This is a genomic window from Arthrobacter sp. ISL-69 (assembly GCF_018613775.1).
GTDB lineage: Bacteria > Actinomycetota > Actinomycetes > Actinomycetales > Micrococcaceae > Arthrobacter.
Genome location: NZ_JAGGPO010000017.1, coordinates 1 through 19,495, shown reverse-complemented (window position 1 = coordinate 19,495; position 19,495 = coordinate 1). Strand labels below are relative to the sequence as shown.

At 66.4% G+C, this 19,495-nt stretch carries 17 protein-coding genes; 14 read left to right on the top strand and 3 right to left on the bottom strand.

Going from position 1 to position 19,495, the window contains the following annotated elements:
- Positions 1-111: 111 nt before the first annotated feature.
- Entirely contained in the window at positions 112-1,200 is a 1,089-nt protein-coding gene (locus J7I79_RS11200; RefSeq protein ID WP_214953173.1) for an acyl-CoA desaturase, read from the bottom strand.
- 167 nt (positions 1,201-1,367) lie between these two features.
- On the opposite strand from J7I79_RS11200, the gene argC reads away from it, so the two are divergent.
- From argC to J7I79_RS11150, 10 genes are all read left to right on the top strand, one after another.
- Positions 1,368-2,399 (top strand): N-acetyl-gamma-glutamyl-phosphate reductase, encoded by a 1,032-nt coding sequence (gene argC, locus J7I79_RS11195; RefSeq protein ID WP_214953171.1) that lies wholly within the window; start codon positions 1,368-1,370, stop codon positions 2,397-2,399.
- A complete protein-coding gene (gene argJ, locus J7I79_RS11190) occupies positions 2,396-3,562 on the top strand; it encodes a bifunctional glutamate N-acetyltransferase/amino-acid acetyltransferase ArgJ (RefSeq protein WP_214953169.1) in 1,167 nt (388 codons plus the stop codon). Before argC ends, argJ begins: the two co-directional genes overlap by 4 nt.
- Before the next feature lie 29 nt (positions 3,563-3,591).
- Entirely contained in the window at positions 3,592-4,566 is a 975-nt protein-coding gene (argB, locus tag J7I79_RS11185) for an acetylglutamate kinase (protein ID WP_214953167.1), read from the top strand.
- Entirely contained in the window at positions 4,563-5,843 is a 1,281-nt protein-coding gene (locus J7I79_RS11180) for an acetylornithine transaminase (protein ID WP_214953166.1), read from the top strand. Before argB ends, J7I79_RS11180 begins: the two co-directional genes overlap by 4 nt.
- Before the next feature lie 8 nt (positions 5,844-5,851).
- Positions 5,852-6,847, top strand: a complete 996-nt coding sequence (gene argF, locus J7I79_RS11175) for an ornithine carbamoyltransferase (RefSeq protein ID WP_214953477.1) — start codon at positions 5,852-5,854, stop codon at positions 6,845-6,847.
- Entirely contained in the window at positions 6,847-7,380 is a 534-nt protein-coding gene (locus J7I79_RS11170; RefSeq protein WP_104172432.1) for an arginine repressor, read from the top strand. Before argF ends, J7I79_RS11170 begins: the two co-directional genes overlap by 1 nt.
- A gap of 119 nt (positions 7,381-7,499) precedes the next feature.
- Positions 7,500-8,705, top strand: coding sequence for an argininosuccinate synthase (locus J7I79_RS11165; protein WP_104172431.1), 1,206 nt, complete (start codon positions 7,500-7,502; stop codon positions 8,703-8,705).
- A gap of 5 nt (positions 8,706-8,710) precedes the next feature.
- Positions 8,711-10,138, top strand: coding sequence for an argininosuccinate lyase (argH, locus tag J7I79_RS11160; RefSeq protein ID WP_214953164.1), 1,428 nt, complete (start codon positions 8,711-8,713; stop codon positions 10,136-10,138).
- A 180-nt stretch (positions 10,139-10,318) separates the two neighbouring features.
- Positions 10,319-10,858: a pyridoxal 5'-phosphate synthase gene (locus tag J7I79_RS11155; RefSeq protein ID WP_214953162.1), complete on the top strand. Its 540-nt coding sequence runs from the start codon at positions 10,319-10,321 to the stop codon at positions 10,856-10,858.
- 30 nt (positions 10,859-10,888) lie between these two features.
- Positions 10,889-11,626, top strand: a complete 738-nt coding sequence (locus J7I79_RS11150; protein ID WP_214953160.1) for a maleylpyruvate isomerase family mycothiol-dependent enzyme — start codon at positions 10,889-10,891, stop codon at positions 11,624-11,626.
- Positions 11,627-11,648: 22 nt separating this feature from the next.
- On the opposite strand, the gene J7I79_RS11145 is transcribed toward J7I79_RS11150, so the two are convergent.
- Positions 11,649-12,143 (bottom strand): methylated-DNA--[protein]-cysteine S-methyltransferase, encoded by a 495-nt coding sequence (locus J7I79_RS11145; protein WP_214953158.1) that lies wholly within the window; start codon positions 12,141-12,143, stop codon positions 11,649-11,651.
- Positions 12,144-12,203: 60 nt separating this feature from the next.
- A complete protein-coding gene (locus J7I79_RS11140; RefSeq protein ID WP_214953156.1) occupies positions 12,204-13,724 on the bottom strand; it encodes an AlkA N-terminal domain-containing protein in 1,521 nt (506 codons plus the stop codon).
- A gap of 94 nt (positions 13,725-13,818) precedes the next feature.
- Here J7I79_RS11140 and J7I79_RS11135 point away from each other — a divergent pair, with 94 nt between their 5' ends.
- From J7I79_RS11135 to tyrS, 4 genes are all read left to right on the top strand, one after another.
- Entirely contained in the window at positions 13,819-14,472 is a 654-nt protein-coding gene (locus tag J7I79_RS11135) for a DNA-3-methyladenine glycosylase (RefSeq protein WP_214953154.1), read from the top strand.
- A gap of 83 nt (positions 14,473-14,555) precedes the next feature.
- Positions 14,556-15,113: an adenine phosphoribosyltransferase gene (locus J7I79_RS11130; protein WP_214953152.1), complete on the top strand. Its 558-nt coding sequence runs from the start codon at positions 14,556-14,558 to the stop codon at positions 15,111-15,113.
- Positions 15,114-15,272: 159 nt separating this feature from the next.
- The gene (locus J7I79_RS11125) at positions 15,273-17,501 is read left to right on the top strand and encodes an AAA family ATPase (protein WP_214953150.1); all 2,229 of its coding nucleotides are present in this window, start codon (positions 15,273-15,275) and stop codon (positions 17,499-17,501) included.
- A gap of 168 nt (positions 17,502-17,669) precedes the next feature.
- Positions 17,670-18,989 carry a tyrosine--tRNA ligase gene (tyrS, locus tag J7I79_RS11120; RefSeq protein ID WP_214953148.1) on the top strand — a complete coding sequence of 440 codons (1,320 nt, stop codon included), beginning with the start codon at positions 17,670-17,672 and terminating at the stop codon, positions 18,987-18,989.
- Positions 18,990-19,495: the final 506 nt, after the last annotated feature.

Below are 19,495 nucleotides of genomic sequence, written 5' to 3'. Positions count from 1 at the left end.
ATACTGGATCCATCCTAGGGACACCGCTGCCAACGACGAAGTGACGGCCGGTAACCGGCCGTCACTTCGGGTCAAACGTGGAATGCGGGTGGGCGCCTAAGCGGCGTGCGCCTAGTAGCGGCGGGTGACGGTAGCCATGGGGCATTCGAAGTGGCGGCCCGCGGAGAGGCCCACGTCATTGAGGTAGCGGACGATGATGCCGTAGGACTGCAGCAGGGTGGTCTCCGTGTAGGGAACCTGGTGCTTGGCGCAGTATTCGCGGACGATCTTGGCGGCCTTGTCCAGCTGCGGTCGGGCCATGTCCGGGAACAGGTGGTGCTCGGCCTGGCGGTTGAGGCCGCCCAGCAGGATGTCCATGAAACGGCCGCCGGAGATGTTCCGGGACGTCAGGACCTGGCGGCTGAAGAAGTCCACGCGGCTGTCCGCGGGCAGGACCGGCATGCCCTTGTGGTTCGGGGCGAAGGAAGCGCCCATGTAGAAGCCGAAGACGGCGAGCTGGACGCCGATGAACGCCAGGGCCATGCCCCACGGCAGGAAAGTGAAGGTGAGGACCGGCAGCAGGCTCAGGCGTGCCAGGAGGATCGGGATTTCAACCCAGCGGTGCGTGACCTTGGCGCGGCGGAAGATGAACTTGACCGAATCGATCTGCAGGCCGAGGCCCACCAGGAACAGGAGCGGGAAGAAGAACCAGCCCTGCTTGCGGGTGAGGAAGGCGAACCGTCCCTGCCGGGCGACAACCGCTTCGGTGTGGAAAGCGATGGGCCCGGGCGCGATGTCGGGGTCCTTGGAAATGACGTTCGGGTGGTTGTGGTGAGCGCCGTGCTTCTGTTCCCACCAGGAATAGCTCATGCCGGCCACGGACGTGGCGAGCAGCCTTGCGGCCCAGTCGTTGGCACGGCGGGAGGCGAAGATCTGGCGGTGCCCGGCCTCGTGGGCCAGGAAGCTCAGCTGGGTGCACAGGATGCCCAGGGCGGCGGCGATCAGGAGCTGGAACCAGCTGTCACCGATGAGCGCGAAACCGAACCAGGTGGCGGTCATGAGGAGCACCAGGATGGAGAACACCGTGACGTAGAAGCCGACGCGTCGTTCGAGCAGGCCCGCTGCCTTGACGCTCTTGAGGAGTTCTGAGTAGCTCAGGACAACCGCATTAGGCTGCCGGACGCGCGACTGGGGGCGCTCCGAAGTAGTTGTGGGGGTCATGGACTCGGGGCCTCGTAACTGTTACGGGCAACGCTGCAGCCGACATTCGGACCGCACGGTCAGGATCACCCTTCTCCAAGCATACGCTCACGCTCATAATGAGGGCAGGTGGGAGTTGATGCATAAATATCGGCCTCTATGCATAGTCTTGCTGTATAGTCATTCCCATGACTATTTCTGTTGCCGTTTCCGGTGCAAGCGGTTACGCCGGCGGCGAGGTGCTTCGGCTCCTGGCCGGACACCCTGACGTCACCATCGGCGCCATCACAGCGCACAGCAACGCCGGTTCCAGACTAGGCGAATTGCAGCCGCATCTCCATGGTTTGGCCAGCCGCATCCTTGAGGACACCACCGTGGAGAACCTCTCGGGCCACGACGTGGTGTTCCTGGCACTGCCGCACGGGGCCTCCGCGGAAATCGCGGCGCAGTTGCCCGAGGGCACGGTCGTGATCGACGCCGGCGCCGACCACCGGCTGGAAGATCCCGCAGCCTGGGAAAAGTTCTACGGTTCCGCGCACGCCGGGACGTGGCCTTACGGGCTGCCCGAACTTCCGGGCCAGCGGGAAAAGCTCAAGGGAGCCAAGCGGATCGCCGTGCCGGGCTGCTACCCGACGTCGGCCCTGCTGGCCCTGACGCCCGGGTTCGCCGGCAGGCTCCTGCAGCCCGACGACGTCGTGATTGTCGCTGCCTCGGGCACTTCGGGTGCCGGGAAAGCCGCGAAGGTCAACCTCATCGGCTCCGAGATCATGGGGTCCATGAGCCCCTACGGCGTGGGCGGCGGACACCGGCACACCCCCGAGATTGAACAGGGGCTGGGCAATGCCGCGGGCGCGGCTGTGACGGTATCCTTCACGCCCACCCTTGCCCCGATGAGCCGCGGCATCCTCACCACCGCAACGGCAAAGGTGAAGCCCGGCGTCACGGCGGCAGAGCTGCGCAGCGCCTGGGAAGAGGCGTACGACGACGAGCCGTTCGTGCACCTGCTCCCCGAAGGACAGTGGCCCGCCACGAAGGCCGTCCAGGGCTCCAACCACGCCGTGATGCAGCTTGCCTTCGATGCCCACACCGGCCGCGTCATCGTCACGTGCGCCATCGACAACCTGACCAAGGGGACCGCCGGCGGCGCCGTGCAGTCCATGAATATCGCCCTTGGCCTGGCGGAAACCGCCGGCCTCAACCTGCAGGGAGTTGCCCCGTGACCGTTACCGCATCCAAGGGATTCCGGGCCGCCGGCGTCAAAGCCGGACTGAAGACGTCCGGGAACCCGGATCTTGCCCTCGTCGTCAACGACGGCCCCTCGAAGGCGGCAGCGGCGGTGTTCACGTCGAACCGCGTGGCCGCGGCCCCTGTGCACTGGTCGCGCCAGGTGGTCAAGGACGGCCGCGTCGACGCCGTCATCCTCAACTCGGGCGGCGCCAACGCCTGCACCGGCCCGCAGGGCTTCCAGAACACCCACGCCACTGCGGAAAAGACCGCCGAAGTGCTGGGCGTCTCGGCCACGGATATTTTTGTCTGTTCCACCGGCCTGATCGGTGAGCAGCTGCCCATGGACAAGATCATCCCGGCCATCAGTGCGGCGAAGTCGGCCCTCAGCGCCGACGGCGGCCCTGCCGCTGCCACGGCGATAATGACCACGGATTCCGTGTCCAAGGAGGCCGTCTTCACCGGCAAGGACACCGAAGGCAACGAGTACACCATCGGCGGCATGGCCAAGGGCGCCGGCATGCTTGCTCCCGGGCTGGCCACCATGCTGGTGGTCATCACCACCGACGCGGACGTCCAGCCTGAAATGCTCGACGTCGTGCTCCGGGACGCCACCCGGGTCACCTTTGACCGGGCGGACTCGGACGGCTGCATGTCCACCAACGACACCGTGGTGCTGCTGGCATCCGGCGCCTCGGGTGCCGTGCCCGCCGCCAGGGACTTCGGTGCCGGACTGACCCAGGTCTGCGCCGAGCTGGCCCGCAAGCTGATCGGCGACGCCGAGGGCGCCAGCCACGACATCGCGATCCGCACTTTCAACGCCGCCAGCGAAAGGGACGCCGAGATCGTCAGCCGCGCCGTGGCCCGTTCCAACCTGTTCAAGGCCGCCATTTTCGGCAAGGACCCCAACTGGGGGCGCGTGCTCTCCGCCGTTGGCACCACCGATGCCGCATTCGAACCGGACCAGCTGAACGTTTCCATGAACGGCGTGCAGATCTGCCGGAACGGAAGCATCGGCGAGGACCGCAGCCTCGTGGACCTCGAGCCCCGCGAGGTTCTCGTGGAGATCGACCTGCGGGCCGGAGAGGCAGAGGCCACGATCTGGACCAACGACCTCACGCACGACTACGTCCACGAAAACAGCGCCTACTCAAGCTAGGTGGCGCACCCACCTTCCGGGGAGACAGCATGAACACCCAGACACGCGACACCACGTCGATCGGCGCCGATTCGGCAAAAACTGCCCAGGACAAGGCCGGCACGCTGATCGAGGCCCTGCCATGGATCCAGCGATTCGCCGGCTCCACCATGGTGATCAAGTACGGCGGCAACGCCATGGTCAACGAGGAGCTGCGCCGTGCATTTGCTGAGGACGTGGTGTTCCTGCACCATGTGGGAATCCACCCCGTCGTGGTGCACGGCGGCGGTCCGCAGATCAACGCCATGCTCAGCCGCCTGGGCATAGAGTCCGAATTCAAAGGCGGCCTGCGCGTCACCACCCCCGAAGCCATGGACGTGGTCCGCATGGTGCTGACCGGCCAGGTGGGCCGCGAACTCGTGGGCCTCATCAATTCCCATGGCCCCTACGCCGTCGGCATGTCCGGAGAGGACGGCGGCCTGCTGCGCGCCGTCCGCACGGGAACCGTCGTGGACGGCGAAGAAGTGGACCTGGGCCTCGTCGGCGAGGTCGTCGGCGTCAACCCGGAAGGCATCGTTGATATCCTCGCTGCCGGCCGGATCCCGGTGATTTCGACTGTTGCCCCGGAAATCATTGACGAAGGCAGCAGTGAGGAGGGTACCCGGCGGTTCCAGACCACCGGGCAGGTCCTCAACGTCAACGCGGACACCGCGGCGGCCGCCGTCGCCTCTGCCCTGGGCGCCTCCAAACTGGTCATCCTCACCGATGTCGAGGGCCTGTACGCGAACTGGCCGGACAGGTCATCGCTCATCTCGTCCCTGACGGCGTCGGAGCTGCGGGAGATGCTGCCGCGGCTTGAGTCGGGCATGATCCCCAAAATGGCCGCCTGCCTGAAGGCGGTCGACGAAGGAGTGGAGCGGGCGCACATTGTGGACGGGCGCCTGCCGCACTCCATGCTGCTGGAAACATTCACTGCTGCGGGCATCGGCACGCAGGTTGTCCCGGACGAGGAAACGAACGCATGAGCCAGATTGAAAAGTCCCCGGTTGTCGAACTGGTGGAGACCCGTGGCCACACAACCGGGGCCGAGTGGCTGACCCGGTACTCCTCCTCACTCATGGGCGTCTTCGGCACGCCGCAGCGTGTCCTGGTCCGCGGCGCAGGATGCCTGGTCTGGGACGCGGACGGCAAGGAGTACCTCGACCTGCTGGGCGGCATCGCCGTGAACGCCATGGGCCACGCCCACCCGTTCGTGACGTCGGTGATTTCCAGCCAGCTGGCCACCCTGGGCCACGTCTCCAACTTCTTCACCAGCCCCACGCAGATCGCGCTGGCCGAAAAGCTGCTCGAACTCAGCAAGGCACCGGCCGGTTCCAAGGTGTTCTTCGCGAACTCCGGAACCGAAGCCGTCGAAGCGGCGTTCAAGCTGGCGCGGCGCAACTCCGGCGCCGGTCTGTTGTCCGGCGAAGCCGGGAGCGGGAAAACACGGACCAAGATCATCGCCCTTGAGGGCGCCTTCCACGGCAGGACCATGGGTGCCCTGGCGCTGACCGCCAAGGAAGCGTACCGGGCGCCGTTTGAACCGCTGCCCGGCGGTGTGGTGCACATTCCGTTCGGGGACATCGACGCCCTCGTGGCCGCCATCGATGAAACGACGGCGGCTGTCTTCCTCGAACCGATCCAGGGCGAAGCCGGTGTCCGGCCGCTGCCCGCCGGCTACCTGCAGGCCGCGCGCGAAGCCACCACGAAGGCAGGCGCACTGCTGATTCTCGACGAAGTCCAGACCGGCATCGGCCGCACCGGCAAATGGCTTGCCAGTGAAGACGCCGGGATCGTGCCCGACGCCGTGACCCTCGCCAAGGGCCTGGGCGGCGGCTTCCCGATCGGGGCGCTTGTCACCTTCGGCCCTGAGACGTCCGCACTCCTGACGGCCGGCCAGCACGGCACCACTTTCGGCGGGAACCCGGTGGCTACAGCCGCCGCGCTGGCCACGCTGCACGCGATTGAGAGCCAGCGCGTCCTGGACAACGTCCGCAGTGTGGGGGAACGCCTCCGCGCGAAGCTGGCCGAGGTGGACGGCGTCACGGAAGTGCGCGGCGAAGGCCTGCTGATCGGCTTCGACCTGGACGCGGACGTCGCGCCCGCCGTGGTCACCGCCGGATTGGAGGCCGGTTTCATCGTCAACAGCACCGGTCCGCGGACCATCCGCCTCGCCCCGCCGCTGATCCTGACCGCCGAACAGGCCGACAGCTTCGTCCAGGCACTGCCCATGCTCCTCCAGACCGCAAAGGATGCCCAGTGAACGCCCCTGTGACAGCATCAGTAACCACCCGTCACTTCCTCAAGGACACCGACCTCACCCCGCCCGAGCAGGCCGAGGTCCTGGACCTCGCCGTGCGCATGAAGGCCGCGCCCTACAGCGTCCAGCCGTTCGCCGCTGAAGGCAGCGGACGGAAAACTGTCGCCGTCATCTTCGACAAGACCTCCACCCGGACCCGGGTCTCCTTCGCCACCGGCGTAGCGGACATGGGCGGAAACGCCCTGATCATCAACCCGGGGGAGGCGCAGATCGGCCACAAGGAATCGGTGGAGGACACGGCCAAGGTCCTGGAGCGCATGGTCTCCACCATCGTCTGGCGGACCGGCGCACACGCCGGGCTCGTGGCCATGGCCGAAAATTCCAAGGTCCCGGTCATCAACGCGCTGTGCGACGACTACCACCCCTGCCAGCTGCTGGCCGACCTGCTTGCCGTCAAGGAACACAAGGGCGAGCTCAAGGGCCTCACCATGAGCTACCTTGGCGACTCCGCCAACAACATGGCGAACTCCTACCTGCTGGCGGGCGTGACAGCCGGGATGCATGTGCGCATCGCCGGTCCGGACGGCTACCTGCCGTCCGCCGACATCGTGGCTGCGGCGGAAGAGCGGGCAGCGGAAACGGGCGGCTCGGTCCTGATCACCACGGACGCCGCGGAGGCGCTCAAGGGCGCCGACGTCGTCGCCACCGATACCTGGGTGTCCATGGGCCAGGAGGCCGAGAAGGAAGCCCGGCTCCAGCTGTTCCGCGAATACTCCGTGGACGAAGCGGCGATGCAGCTGGCGGCGCCGGACGCCGTCGTGCTTCACTGCCTGCCGGCGTACCGGGGCTATGAGATCTCCGCGGGAGTCATTGACGGCCCGCAGTCGATCGTCTGGGACGAGGCGGAAAACCGCCTGCACGCCCAGAAGGCACTGATGGCCTGGCTCATGCACCAATCGGGGCTGGCCGTTGTTGACGGGCTGGCACCGGTCGGGGGACGCGGATAATGTCCGTCCCCCCGGCGGCGCAGGGCCCGAGTCCGGCCACCAAAACGGCCAGGCTGGCGCGGATTACCGCGATCCTGACCGGCGAGTCGGTCCGCTCGCAGGCGGAACTGGCCGCGCTGCTGGCGGACGACGGCGTCCAGGTCACCCAGGCCACGCTGTCCCGCGACCTCGTGGAGCTCGGCGCAGTCCGGGTCCGCGGCAAGGACGGGGTACTCGTCTACGCCGTTCCGGGGGAGGGCGGGGAGCGTGCGGCCAAGTCCGGCGTCACGCAGGAGATCCTGGACGCCCGCCTGGCCCGGCTGTGCGGCGAACTGCTCGTCACGGCCGAAGCTTCGGCGAACATCGTGGTGCTCAGGACCCCGCCGGGAGCGGCGAACTTCCTCGCCCTGGCCATCGACCATTCGGTCATGCCCTCCATCCTGGGGAGCATCGCCGGGGATGACACCGTGCTGCTGGTCACGCGGGACCCGATGGGCGGCGCGGAGGTGGCCGCCCGCTTCCTGCAGTTCGCCGAGGAAGCCGGCAGCCAATAGCCCGGCGGAACGCCGCGGGATTGGGCCCGCCACAGCGATGTGACAGGCTCTTAGCAGGCAGCTTCACCAACAACTTTCATCAGACATCAAGCATCACCAAACAACTAAGGAGCATTTCCGTGACTGAGCGTATTGTTCTGGCCTACTCCGGTGGCCTGGATACTTCCGTAGCCATCGGCTGGATCGGCGAAGCCACCGGCGCCGAGGTCATCGCCGTGGCGGTCGACGTCGGACAGGGCGGCGAGTCGCTGGAGACCATCCGCCAGCGCGCGCTGGGCTGCGGCGCCGTCGAAGCGTACGTGGCCGACGCCAGCGATGAGTTCGCCAACGAATACTGCATGCCCACGCTGAAGGCCAACGCCCTCTACCAGGGCCACTACCCGCTGGTCTCCGCGATTTCCCGCCCGGTGATCGTCAAGCACCTGGTCAAGGCCGCCCGCGAGTTCGGCGCCACCACCGTGGCCCACGGCTGCACCGGCAAGGGCAACGACCAGGTCCGCTTCGAAGTCGGCATCCAGACCCTCGGCCCGGACCTGAAGTGCATCGCTCCGGTCCGCGACCTCGCCCTGACCCGCGACAAGGCCATCGCCTTCGCCGAGGAAAAGGGACTGCCGATCGAGACCACCAAGAAGAACCCGTACTCGATCGACCAGAACGTCTGGGGCCGCGCCGTCGAAACCGGCTACCTCGAGGACATCTGGAACGCCCCCACGAAGGACATCTACGACTACACCGCCACCCCGGAATTTCCGCCGGCCCCGGATGAGGTCACCATCTCCTTCGAAGCCGGTGTTCCGGTAGCGATCGACGGCGTCAAGGTCACCCCGCTGCAGGCCATCAAGGAACTCAACCGCCGCGCCGGCGCCCAGGGCGTGGGCCGCATCGACGTCGTCGAGGACCGCCTCGTCGGCATCAAGTCCCGCGAGATCTACGAAGCTCCGGGCGCCATGGCGCTGATCACCGCGCACAAGCACCTCGAGGACATCACCGTTGAGCGCGAGCAGGCCCGCTTCAAGGCCACTGTCGGCCAGCGCTGGTCCGAACTGGTCTACGACGGCCAGTGGTTCTCCCCGCTCAAGCGCTCCCTGGACGCCTTCATCGAGGACACCCAGAAGTACGTCTCCGGCGACATCCGCATGACCCTGCACGGTGGCCAGGCAGTAGTCAACGGCCGCCGCTCCGACACCTCGCTCTACGACTTCGACCTCGCCACCTACGACACCGGCGACACCTTCGACCAGTCGATGGCCCGCGGCTTCATCGAGCTGTGGGGAATGTCCGCCAAGGTTGCCTCCGGCCGCGACATCCGCGTCGCAGGAAAGTAGCCCCTGTGGCTGAAAAGAAGTCAGAAGCTACCAACACGGGCGCCCTGTGGGGTGGCCGCTTTGCCGGCGGCCCCGCGGACGCCCTGGCGGCACTGAGCAAGTCCACCCACTTTGACTGGCGGCTGGCCCGCTATGACATCGCCGGATCCAAGGCGCACGCCCGCGTGCTGCACAAGGCCGGGCTGCTGGACGACGCGGAGCTCGAAGGCATGCTCGCTGCCCTGGCGCAGCTGGACGACGACGTTGCCTCCGGCGCCTACCTGCCGGCGGAGTCCGATGAGGACGTCCACGGCTCGCTGGAACGCGGACTCATCGAGCGCGCCGGAACCCAGCTGGGCGGCAAGCTCCGCGCCGGGCGGTCACGCAATGACCAGGTGGCCACGCTCGGCCGGATGTTCCTGCGTGACCACGCCCGGATCATTGCCCGCGGCGTGCTGGCAACGATCGAGGCGCTGGTGGGCCAGGCCAAGGCGCACCAGGGTGTGGCCATGCCCGGACGGACCCACCTGCAGCACGCCCAGCCGGTCCTGCTCAGCCACCACCTCCTGGCCCACGCCTGGGCGCTGCTGCGCGATGTGCAGCGGCTCCAGGACTGGGACAAGCGCGCTGGCGTTTCGCCCTACGGTTCGGGGGCCCTCGCGGGCTCCTCGCTGGGCCTGGACCCTGAGGCCGTGGCCGCGGACCTGGGCTTCTTCTCGGCAACGCACAACTCGATCGACGGCACCGCCTCGCGCGACGTCTTCGCCGAGTTCGCCTGGGTCACCGCCATGATCGGCGTGGACCTGTCCCGGGTCTCGGAGGAAGTCATCCTGTGGGCCACGAAGGAATTCTCCTTCGTCACCCTGCACGATTCCTACTCCACCGGGTCCTCGATCATGCCGCAGAAGAAGAACCCGGATGTGGCTGAACTGGCGCGCGGGAAGGCCGGCCGGCTGATCGGCAACCTGACCGGGCTGCTGGCCACGCTCAAGGGCCTCCCGCTCGCGTACAACCGCGACCTGCAGGAGGACAAGGAGCCGGTTTTCGATGCCGCCGACACGCTGGAAGTCCTGCTCCCGGCAGTCTCCGGCATGATCGCGACGTTGAAGTTCAACACCGAACGGATGGAGTCGCTGGCACCCCAGGGCTTCGCGCTGGCCACGGACATTGCCGAATGGCTGGTCCGCCAGGGCGTTCCGTTCCGCGAGGCGCACGAGCTCTCCGGAGCCGCGGTCAAGCAGGCCGAAAGCCGGGATGTTGAGCTGTGGGACCTCACGGATGAGGAATTCGCCGCGATCTCGGAGCACCTGACGCCGGAGGTCCGCACGGTCCTCAGCACCGAAGGTTCGCTCAACAGCCGCAACTCCCAGGGCGGAACGGCACCGGCCGCCGTCGAGCGCCAGCTGCTCGCGCTGGAAGCAGAGCTTGCCGGCGTGCGGGAGTACGGCGGCTAACAGCCGCACGCTCTCTCACTTCCTGCAGCTTTACGGCCAACGCTCTCTCACTTCCTGCAGCTTTACGGCCAACGCTCTCTCACTTTCCTCAAGAAAGTGAGAGAGCGTTGCCGATTTTCCTGCGAAAAGTGAGAGAGCGTTGCGCGTTAACGAGCGAAAACTCCCCGCTACCATGGCGCCATGAGCGAATCCTTCCGCCAGTACCTCCGTGCCCTGCCGGACTTCCCGGAGGACCTTCCGGATTTTGACGCGGCGGCGGCCCCCGCGGACCCGGCCGAACTGTTCCGGTGGTGGCTCGCGGAAGCGCTGGCCGCGGGGGAGCCGCAACCCCACGCGTGCAGCCTGGCCACCGTGGGTGCCGGGGCGCAACCGTCGTCCCGGATGCTGATCCTGAAGGACATCGACGACGGTGGCTGGCACATCGCGACGTCCCGCACCTCACGCCAGGGGCGGGAACTCGCAGCAAACCCGAAGGCGGCGCTGAATTTCTACTGGCCGCTGCAAGGCAGGCAGGTCCGTGTGGCCGGCCGCGTCGTGGAGCTTTCCGCGGAGGCTTCGGCGGCGGACTGGGACGCCCGGCCCGCGGCGGACGGCAGCCGGAACCCGGACTGGCAGCTTTATGCCATCCAGCCACTGGAGATTGAGTTCTGGCAGGCCCGCCACGACCGCCGCCACGTGCGCCACCGCTATGGTCCGGGCCGGGAAAACGGGCTGCGTTAAGTCGGATTAACTGTCCGCTACGATTGCCGTATGACCGCAATCACACCCGACGCACTGCTCACCGAACTCCACAAAGCTGCCGACGTCGTTGCCTCCCAGGCCGGCAAACTCACCGAAGCCGACGTCCCGGCACCGTCCACGTTGCCCGGCTGGACGCGCGGGCACGTCCTGGCGCACATCGCCGGGATCTCCAACGCCATGGCCCGGCAACTCGAATTCGCCGGCCGCGGGGAGACGGTTGATCTCTACGACGGCGGCTATGACGGCCGCACGAAGGCCATCGGGATGGCTGCCGGGCACACCCTGGCGCAACACCGTGCCGATTTGGACTCTGCGCTGGAACGGGCACTGCGGGCCTTCGATTCTTTGGATGCTGCCGGCTGGCAGGCGCCGATTTCCTACCGCGGCGGAGTGGTGCTGGACGGCGGTTCCGCACTGTGGCGGGAACTCGTGATCCACACCTCGGACCTCAACACCGGACTCGGTCCGGAAACCTGGAGCCGCACGTTCTGCGAGCAGCTGTTCGGATTCCTGGCGGCGCGCGTGCCTGAGGGGCAGAAGTTCGTGCTCCAACCCCTGGGCCTGCCGCCGGTGAGCATTGGCACGGGAAACCGGTCCACTGTCATCAACGGAATGCTGACCGACATCGCCGCCTGGCTGGCGGGACGCGAACCTTCGCTGGGAAGCCTGCGTGCATCTGCTGCTGCCGACGGAGTTGACCTCCCGGAGCTCCTGCCCTGGCCCTCGGGCGTTCCGATCACCAAATAGCCGGCAGCGCACGCCGCTGGTGTCAGCGTTTTTCCCGTCCCAGCAGGCTCTCCTTGACCGTGAGCCCCCACCTGAATCCGCCCAGGTTGCCGTCCGTCCGCACCACGCGGTGGCACGGCACGAACAGGGCTGCCGCGTTGAAGGCACACGCGCTGGCCGCGGCGCGGACAGCCTTCGGGTTCCCGGACAGTTCAGCGTATTCGGTATACGTCACCGGCCGTCCGGGGCTGACGGTCCGGAGCACGTCCCAGGCATGGCTGCGGAACGGCCCGGACTTCTGCAGCACCGGCACCCGCATGGCGGGCTCCGGATCGCCGGCGTAGAAAGCATCCACGGCGTCAGAAATTTCGCCCAGCTCAAGAACCGGAACGAACTCATCCGGCAGCAGCTCAGGATGGATCTGGCCGGTCAGCTCCGCCGGCTCCGCGGTCCAGCCGGACGCCAGCACGGCACCGTCGCGGGCAATGATGGTAAACGGGCCGTCCGGAGTGGACATGGTCAGCAGTTCGGCTTTCATGGCTTTGTTTCCTTGGGTTGAGTCTTCGTGGGTCACGTCTTTTGGGTCACGTCTTTTGGGTCAAACTGCCGGAACGGCAGACACCGTGGGTGCCGGGAGCTTGGGTTTGGACTTGGTGCGCAGGGCCGCGGCGCGCCAGAGGTGCATGGTGGCATACGAACGCCAGGGCCTTACTTCGGTGAAGTCCGAACTGTGTTCGCCGGGCAGCCGGTGGTCCTCCTGTGTTGCAGCGTCGAGCGCGAGGATCCCGTTTTTCACCGCGGCGTCGTTGGCCAGGAACACGTCCGGGGCACCGATCACCCGCATGGCAACGTATCCCACGGTCCACGGTCCCACCCCGGGGAGCGGGAGGAGCTTGGCCTGCAACCCGGCGAGGTCGTCGCCGTAGCCAAATTCCAGGCCGCCGGAGGCCATCGCGGCAGCGGCGGTACGGAGGGAATCGATCCGCCGCTGCGGACCACGCAGCAGGCCGAAGCCGGGGTCGGCGATCTGGGCGGCCGTGGGGAACAACCTGTGCAGGCCGTCCGCGGGCACCAGGCTCTCGCTTCCGCAAGCGGACAGCTGGGTCAGTGCGGTCCGGGCAGCCGCGACGGTGATCTGCTGTCCGATCATGGCGCGGATCAGCAGCTCCTGCGGATCCACGGCCCCGGGCATCCGCATGCCGGGCAGGGCCTTTACCGCCGGAGCCAGCCGCGGATCGGCTGCCAGCGCGCTGTCGATGGCCACCGGGTCGGCATCGAGGTCGAGGAGCCGCCGGACCCGGCTCAGCAGTGATGGCAGATCCCGCAGGTCCACCGCCCCGATGGTGAGGACCAGGGGCCGCCCCGGGGCGCCGTCGTCGTACTCAACGCTGAAGCGGGCATCGGCGTGGGGGAGCCGCAGGGTCCTGGCGTAGGAGGTTGCGGTGCCGGTCTCGATCCCGGGGATGGACCGGACCGCGAGGAAGCCGAAGATGCCCGGATCGAACGGTTCACGGTAAGGCAGGCTGAGCGTCAATGCCGTGGTGGCGGCCGGTGCCCGGTGGTGGCGGGCGGTGCCCCGCAGCGCCGTCGGCGTCATGGCGAAGACCTCGCCGATGGTTTCGTTGAACTGGCGGACGCTGCTGAACCCGGCTGCGAAGGCAACGTCGGCAAGCTTCATCCGGGTGGACACCAGAAGGGTCCGGGCGGTCTGCGCCCTGCTGGCCCGTGCCAGCGACAACGGACCGGCGCCCAGCTCGTGGCTCAGGATCCGGTTGAGCTGCCGTGAGGAGTATCCGAGCCGCGAGGCCAGCCCCTCCACGCCGTCGCGGTTGATCACGCCGTCGTTGATGAGCCGCATGGCCCGGCCCGCAATGTCGGAACGGATGTTCCACGCGGGCGTGCCCGGAACGGCTTCCGGAAGGCAGCGCTTGCAGGCCCGGTACCCCGCGTCATGGGCGGCAGCGGAGGTTTCGTAGAACGTGACGTTCTCCGCCTTTGGCGTCCTGGCCGGGCACGACGGACGGCAGTAGATGCCCGTGGTCCGGACAGCCGTGTAGAACTGCCCGTCGAAGCGGGTGTCGCGGGCATCGATTGCCCGGTAGCGCTGCCAGAAGTCCATGGCTCCATCCTGTCAGCTCGCCGCACCCGGTGCTAGCGGAAATCGGACACGGCCGTGGCGGCCTAGTTGAGGCGGTCTTTGTTAAAGTCGATGCATGAGCAGCAGCCCGCCACGAGCCGGACACGAACACTCCGTGCGTCAGCTGCTGTCCGGGGACGCCCGGCACGTGGCGCCACAGCTGCTCGGTGCAGTGCTCAGCTACGCCAGTCCCGAAGGTTCGGTCTCGGTGCGGATCACCGAGGTGGAGGCCTACCTCGGTCCGTACGACTCGCAGCACCCGGACCCCGGTTCGCACACTTTCCGCGGACCCACTGGACGCAACAAGCCCATGTTCGGACCGGCCGGGCACCTGTACGTCTACTTCACTTACGGGATGCACTACTGTGCCAACATTGTCTGCGGACCGCCGGGCGTTGCCTCTGCGCTCCTGCTCCGCGGCGGGGAAATAGTGGGCGGCCAGGAACTTGCCCGCGCCAGGCGTCCGACGTCGAAATCCCCCAAGGACCTGGCCAGTGGACCTGCCCGGCTGGCCACGGCGCTGGGACTGACGACGGCGGACAGCGGCCGGGACGCCCTCAGCGAACCGTTCAGGTTGGAGCTGCCGGTGTCCCGGGCACGCGACATCAGCACGGGGCCGCGCGTCGGGGTTTCAGGTGCGGGCGGCAGCCACGCCTATCCGTGGCGGTACTGGCTGACCGGTGATCCCACGGTCTCGCGCTACAAGGCCGCGAAAGCCCGTCCGGTTTAGGCGCCGTCGCTACTGGGGTTTACGCGCCGCTGCTACACGGGGCGGACCGTGAAGAATGGCCGCCACCGGCATAGGGTGGATGCGTGAATCAAAGCGAGCCGGGCCAAGCCAGAAGAACCGTTCCCGTGGACCAGCTGATCAACAGCCTGTGCGCCACGGTACCGGACTACCCCAAGCCGGGAATCGTGTTCAAGGACCTGACGCCCGTCTTTGCCAACGGTGCGGCGCTGCACGCTGTTGTGGACGCACTGGTTGAGCCGTTCAAAGGACAGTTCGACGCCGTCGCCGGAGTTGAGGCCCGCGGCTTCCTGCTGGCAGCCGCTGCCGCTTACGCCACCAACACGGGCGTCATCACAGTCCGGAAAGCCGGCAAACTCCCTCGCAAGGTGGTCGCGGAGGACTACGCGCTGGAGTACGGCACCGCAACCCTTGAACTGCACACCACCGACCTGCCGGCCGGAAGCCGTGTACTGATTCTCGACGACGTCCTGGCCACCGGCGGCACGCTCGGCGCCGCCACGAGGCTGTTCGAACGCTGCGGAATCCACGTTGCCGGGGTGGGCGTGGTTATGGAGCTCGGCGAGCTGCGCGGGCGTTCGGCACTTACCGGCCACCGTGTCCGCTCGCTCATCAGGATATGACGTGGTCCCGCCGGGACCGGTGCCGTGGGGAGTCCGGCCGCGGGGAGTTTGGCGCCGGAGTTTGGCGCCGGAAAACGGCGAAACTGAAATGTTTCAGGCGCGTTCATCAAAATGGTTGTAGAATGGACGGTCCGTCTTTTGCGATAGGGGAAAGTCTCGATGCTCGACGCTGATTTGGCCCATGAACGGGACTATGTTGCTGGACTGTATGCCCGCTTGGATGAACTGCGCGCGGAAAAGCGCACTCAACTGGCCCAGGTCCGCCGTGCCGGAGCCGTGGGAACCATGCAGAATGTTTCCGAACGGGACGCCTTCGCGGCCCTCTATGAGGACCGCCTGGCGCAGCTCGATGCTGTAGACGACCGGCTGGTATTCGGCCGCCTCGACCTGGACTCGGGGGAGGCCCAGTACATCGGCCGTATCGGCCTCACCACCGACGACCTCCAACGGCTCATGGTTGACTGGCGCGCGCCCGAAGCCGGGCACTTCTACCAGGCCACGGCCTTCGACCGCCAGGGCGTACGCCGCCGCCGCCACCTGATCCTGCAGGGCCGCGAGGTCAAGGCCATTGAAGATGACGTCCTTGACGCCGGCATGCTGGCCGACAATGAATCGCTGCAGGGGGAGGGTGCGCTGCTGGCGGCCCTGAACTCCAAGCGCACCGGACGCATGTCGGACATCGTGGGCACCATCCAGTCCGAACAGGACAGGATCATCCGCTCCTCCATCTCCGGAGCCGTCGTCGTCCAGGGTGGCCCCGGAACGGGCAAGACCGCCGTCGCACTGCACCGGGCCGCGTACCTGCTCTACACCCACCGCGACCGGCTCAAGACTGCCGGCGTGCTCCTCGTGGGCCCGTCGTCGTCGTTCATGAAGTACATCGAGCGCGTCCTGCCGTCCCTCGGCGAGACGGGCGTTGTCATGGCGAGTGTCGGGCGGCTGATGCCGGGCGTCAATGCCGTACCGGAACAGGAATCGGACGTCGCAGCGGTTAAGGGACGGCTGTCCATGGCCGAGGTGGTGGCCAATGCGGTGTCCAACCGGCAGCGCATTCCGGCCGAGAACCGGATCCTTGAAGTGGACGGCCGCAAGCTGGTCCTGACCCCGCGCCAGGTGCGCCGGGCACGGGAAAAGGCCCGCGCCACCCACAAGCCGCACAACGAGGCGCGCCTGACGTTCGTGAAGATCCTGCTTCGCGAGCTGACCGAACAGATGACCGAGCTCGTCGAGGCCGGCAGCATCGGCAACAACGCGGACCGCTCGTATCTGGCCGAGGACGTCCGCACGGCGCGCGATGTCCGGATCGCACTGAATCTCTGCTGGATGCCGATGACACCGGAAAAGCTCATCTCCGAGCTGTTCAGCAAGCCGGCCATCCTGGAAGCCTGCACCCCTGACCTCACCGACGCTGAACGCGCCCTGCTCAGCCGTCCGGCTGACAGCCCGTGGACCGAAGCGGACGTGCCGTTGCTGGATGAAGCCGCCGAACTGCTCGGCGAGCTTGATCCCGCGGCCGGCCGCGGACTGGCCCAGCAGGAGCACGACCGCGCACGGGACATCGCCAACGCGAAGCAGACGCTGGTGAACATGGAAACCGCCGGCGTGGACGTGCTGATGACGGCCGAGGAACTCGTCGACCAGAACCAGGAGCGCGAAGCGCGGCTCACTGCGGCGGAGCGGGCAACCAGCGACCGCACCTGGGCCTTCGGGCACATTGTGGTTGACGAGGCCCAGGAACTCTCGCCGATGCAATGGCGCCTGCTGGTCCGGCGCTGCCCGTTGAAGTCGTTCACGATCGTCGGCGACATCGCCCAGACCAGTTCCGTAGCGGGTGCCAATTCGTGGCAGGGCGCGCTGGAACCGATGTTCGGCGACCGCTGGCAGCTTGAGGAACTCACGGTCAACTACCGCACGCCGTCACAGATCGCTGAAGCAGCCGCCAGGATGGCCACCGCTGCCGGGCTGGTTGTTTCGGCCCCCAAGGCCGTCCGCGAAGGCCGCTGGTCACCGATCATTGACCGTGTGGATGACGGTTCGGTGGTCAGCCGGCTCGTGGAGGTCATCCCGGACGAGCTGGACGCGCTCGACGGCGGCTTGCTCGCCGTGATTGCCGACGGCGAACTGCTGCCGCAGGCCACGTCGGCGCTGCGCGCCGCCTACGGCCGACGCGTCGGTACCGGTGCCGGCAGCTACGAGCAGGACATTGTCGTCATCAGCCCGAGGGAAGCCAAGGGCCTGGAGTTCGACGGCGTTGTGGTGCTGGAGCCGGCCATGATGCTCAACCATGAGCACGGACGGGTGGGCGATCTTTACGTTGCCATGACCCGGCCAACGCAGCGGCTGCGGCTGATCGCAGCCGCCCCGGTGCCGGCAGGCATCGAACGCTAATCCCCGATGGCGGGAGGACCGGACCCTACCGGCCTCCTGCCGCCCGGCGGCACCGTCGCACTGCGCTGGCCGGACTTGTCACGCTGCGCTGGCCGGACTTGTCACGCTGCGCTGGCCGGACTTGTCACGCTGCGCTGGGGACCAGCCAATCCTGCTAACTTAGATCACGTGTCCCAACTAAATGATCTCGAGTCCCAGCAGAACGATCCGGGCTTTGCCAACATCTGGCAAGAGCTCAACTGGCGCGGCCTAGTCCACGTTTCCACTGATGAAGTGGAACTGGAGAAGCTGCTCGCCGGGGACCCGATCACCTATTACTGCGGGTTCGACCCCACAGCACCCAGCCTGCACCTGGGCAACCTCGTGCAGTTGCTCCTGATGCGCCGGCTTCAGCTGGCCGGGCATAAGCCCCTGGGCCTCGTTGGCGGGTCGACAGGACTGATCGGTGACCCGCGGCCGACGGCGGAACGCACCCTGAACACCAAAGACACCGTCTCCGAGTGGGTCGGGTACCTCCAGGCGCAGGTCCGCCGCTTCCTGAGCTTCGAAGGCGAAAACGCCGCCAGGATGGTCAACAACCTGGACTGGACCGCCCCGCTAAGCGCTATCGACTTCCTTCGCGAAATCGGAAAGCACTTCCGCGTCGGCACCATGCTTCGCAAGGATGCCGTTGCCTCCCGCCTCAGCTCGGATGAAGGCATCAGCTACACCGAGTTCAGCTACCAGATCCTCCAGGGTATGGACTACCTGCAGCTCTTCCGGGACTACGGTTGCGTCCTGGAGACTGGGGGATCGGACCAGTGGGGCAACCTGACCAGCGGTACCGAACTCATCCGCAAGGTTGAAGGCAAGCACGTGCACGCACTCGGCACGCCGCTCATCACCAATTCGGACGGCACCAAGTTCGGCAAGAGCGAAGGCAACGCCATCTGGCTCGATCCGGAGATGTGCAGCCCGTACGCCTTTTACCAGTTCTGGCTTAACACGGCCGATGCCGACGTTGCGGCGAGGCTGAAGGTCTTCACTTTCCTGACCCGCGCCGAAATCGAAGCCTTGGAAGTTTCCATCGCCGAACGTCCCTTTGCACGGGAGGGCCAGCGGAGGCTTGCGTTCGAAGTGACCTCGCTTGTCCATGGCGTGGAAGCAACTGAGAAGGTCATCGCCGCCTCGGCGGCACTGTTCGGTGGCGGGGACCTCGCAGCTCTGGACGAGCGCACCCTTGCGGCCGCAACCGCTGAACTGCCTTTGGCCCGCGTTAACGCCGACGGCCTCGGCATCGTTGACCTGCTCGTGGCCTCCGGGCTCTCGGACAGCAAGTCGGCTGCCCGCCGGACCGTGGGTGAAGGCGGCGCCTATGTAAACAACACCAAGGTGACCGATCCCGACGCCGTCATTCCAGGAACCGAACTACTGCACGGGCGCTACCTGCTGCTGCGCCGGGGGAAGAAGAATCTTGCGACCGTGGAAGTAGCATTGTCCTCGAACTAGCAGTCTCCAGGAGTCAACCGCACGCTCCTTTCCGGCCGATTTGCACGGCCGGGGAGGAGCGTGTATTGTTTTCTGAGTCGCCGCCGCTGAGTGGTGACAGACCCCCTACAAATGAGAAGCAATTCTTCATGCGCAAGGCGCAGAGATGGAAAATTGCTTCACGTTTTGCTGGGCGGATTCATTCCACCGAGTGAATTTCTGGAGAATATCCGGATTTGCAAAGTGGAAATGAATGAAATAAGCTAGAAACATCGCAGCGAAGAAATACTAACAAAGAATTCATCGGAATTCAAATATTTGTTTGAGAAGTATTCGAATGTGTCTGTTGTTTGAGAACTCAATAGTGTGCCAAGTTTGTTGATACCAATTTATTTATATGGATTGGTTGAATTGACTGGATTGTGCCACCCCGTGGTGTGATCTGGTTGTTTTTCAGCTGGTTTCAAATTTTGTGCAGCCTGGTTCCGCGTTTTCCCGTGGTGCTTGGTTGTGTCTGTTTTTGTTTT

Coding starts and splice junctions, on each gene's coding strand:
- J7I79_RS11200 (WP_214953173.1), bottom strand. CDS start 1,200: ATGACCCCCACAACTACTTCGGAGCGCCCCCAGTCGCGCGTCCGGCAG.
- argC (WP_214953171.1), top strand. CDS start 1,368: ATGACTATTTCTGTTGCCGTTTCCGGTGCAAGCGGTTACGCCGGCGGC.
- argB (WP_214953167.1), top strand. CDS start 3,592: ATGAACACCCAGACACGCGACACCACGTCGATCGGCGCCGATTCGGCA.
- J7I79_RS11180 (WP_214953166.1), top strand. CDS start 4,563: ATGAGCCAGATTGAAAAGTCCCCGGTTGTCGAACTGGTGGAGACCCGT.
- J7I79_RS11170 (WP_104172432.1), top strand. CDS start 6,847: ATGTCCGTCCCCCCGGCGGCGCAGGGCCCGAGTCCGGCCACCAAAACG.
- J7I79_RS11155 (WP_214953162.1), top strand. CDS start 10,319: ATGAGCGAATCCTTCCGCCAGTACCTCCGTGCCCTGCCGGACTTCCCG.
- J7I79_RS11150 (WP_214953160.1), top strand. CDS start 10,889: ATGACCGCAATCACACCCGACGCACTGCTCACCGAACTCCACAAAGCT.
- J7I79_RS11145 (WP_214953158.1), bottom strand. CDS start 12,143: ATGAAAGCCGAACTGCTGACCATGTCCACTCCGGACGGCCCGTTTACC.
- J7I79_RS11140 (WP_214953156.1), bottom strand. CDS start 13,724: ATGGACTTCTGGCAGCGCTACCGGGCAATCGATGCCCGCGACACCCGC.
- J7I79_RS11135 (WP_214953154.1), top strand. CDS start 13,819: ATGAGCAGCAGCCCGCCACGAGCCGGACACGAACACTCCGTGCGTCAG.
- J7I79_RS11125 (WP_214953150.1), top strand. CDS start 15,273: ATGCTCGACGCTGATTTGGCCCATGAACGGGACTATGTTGCTGGACTG.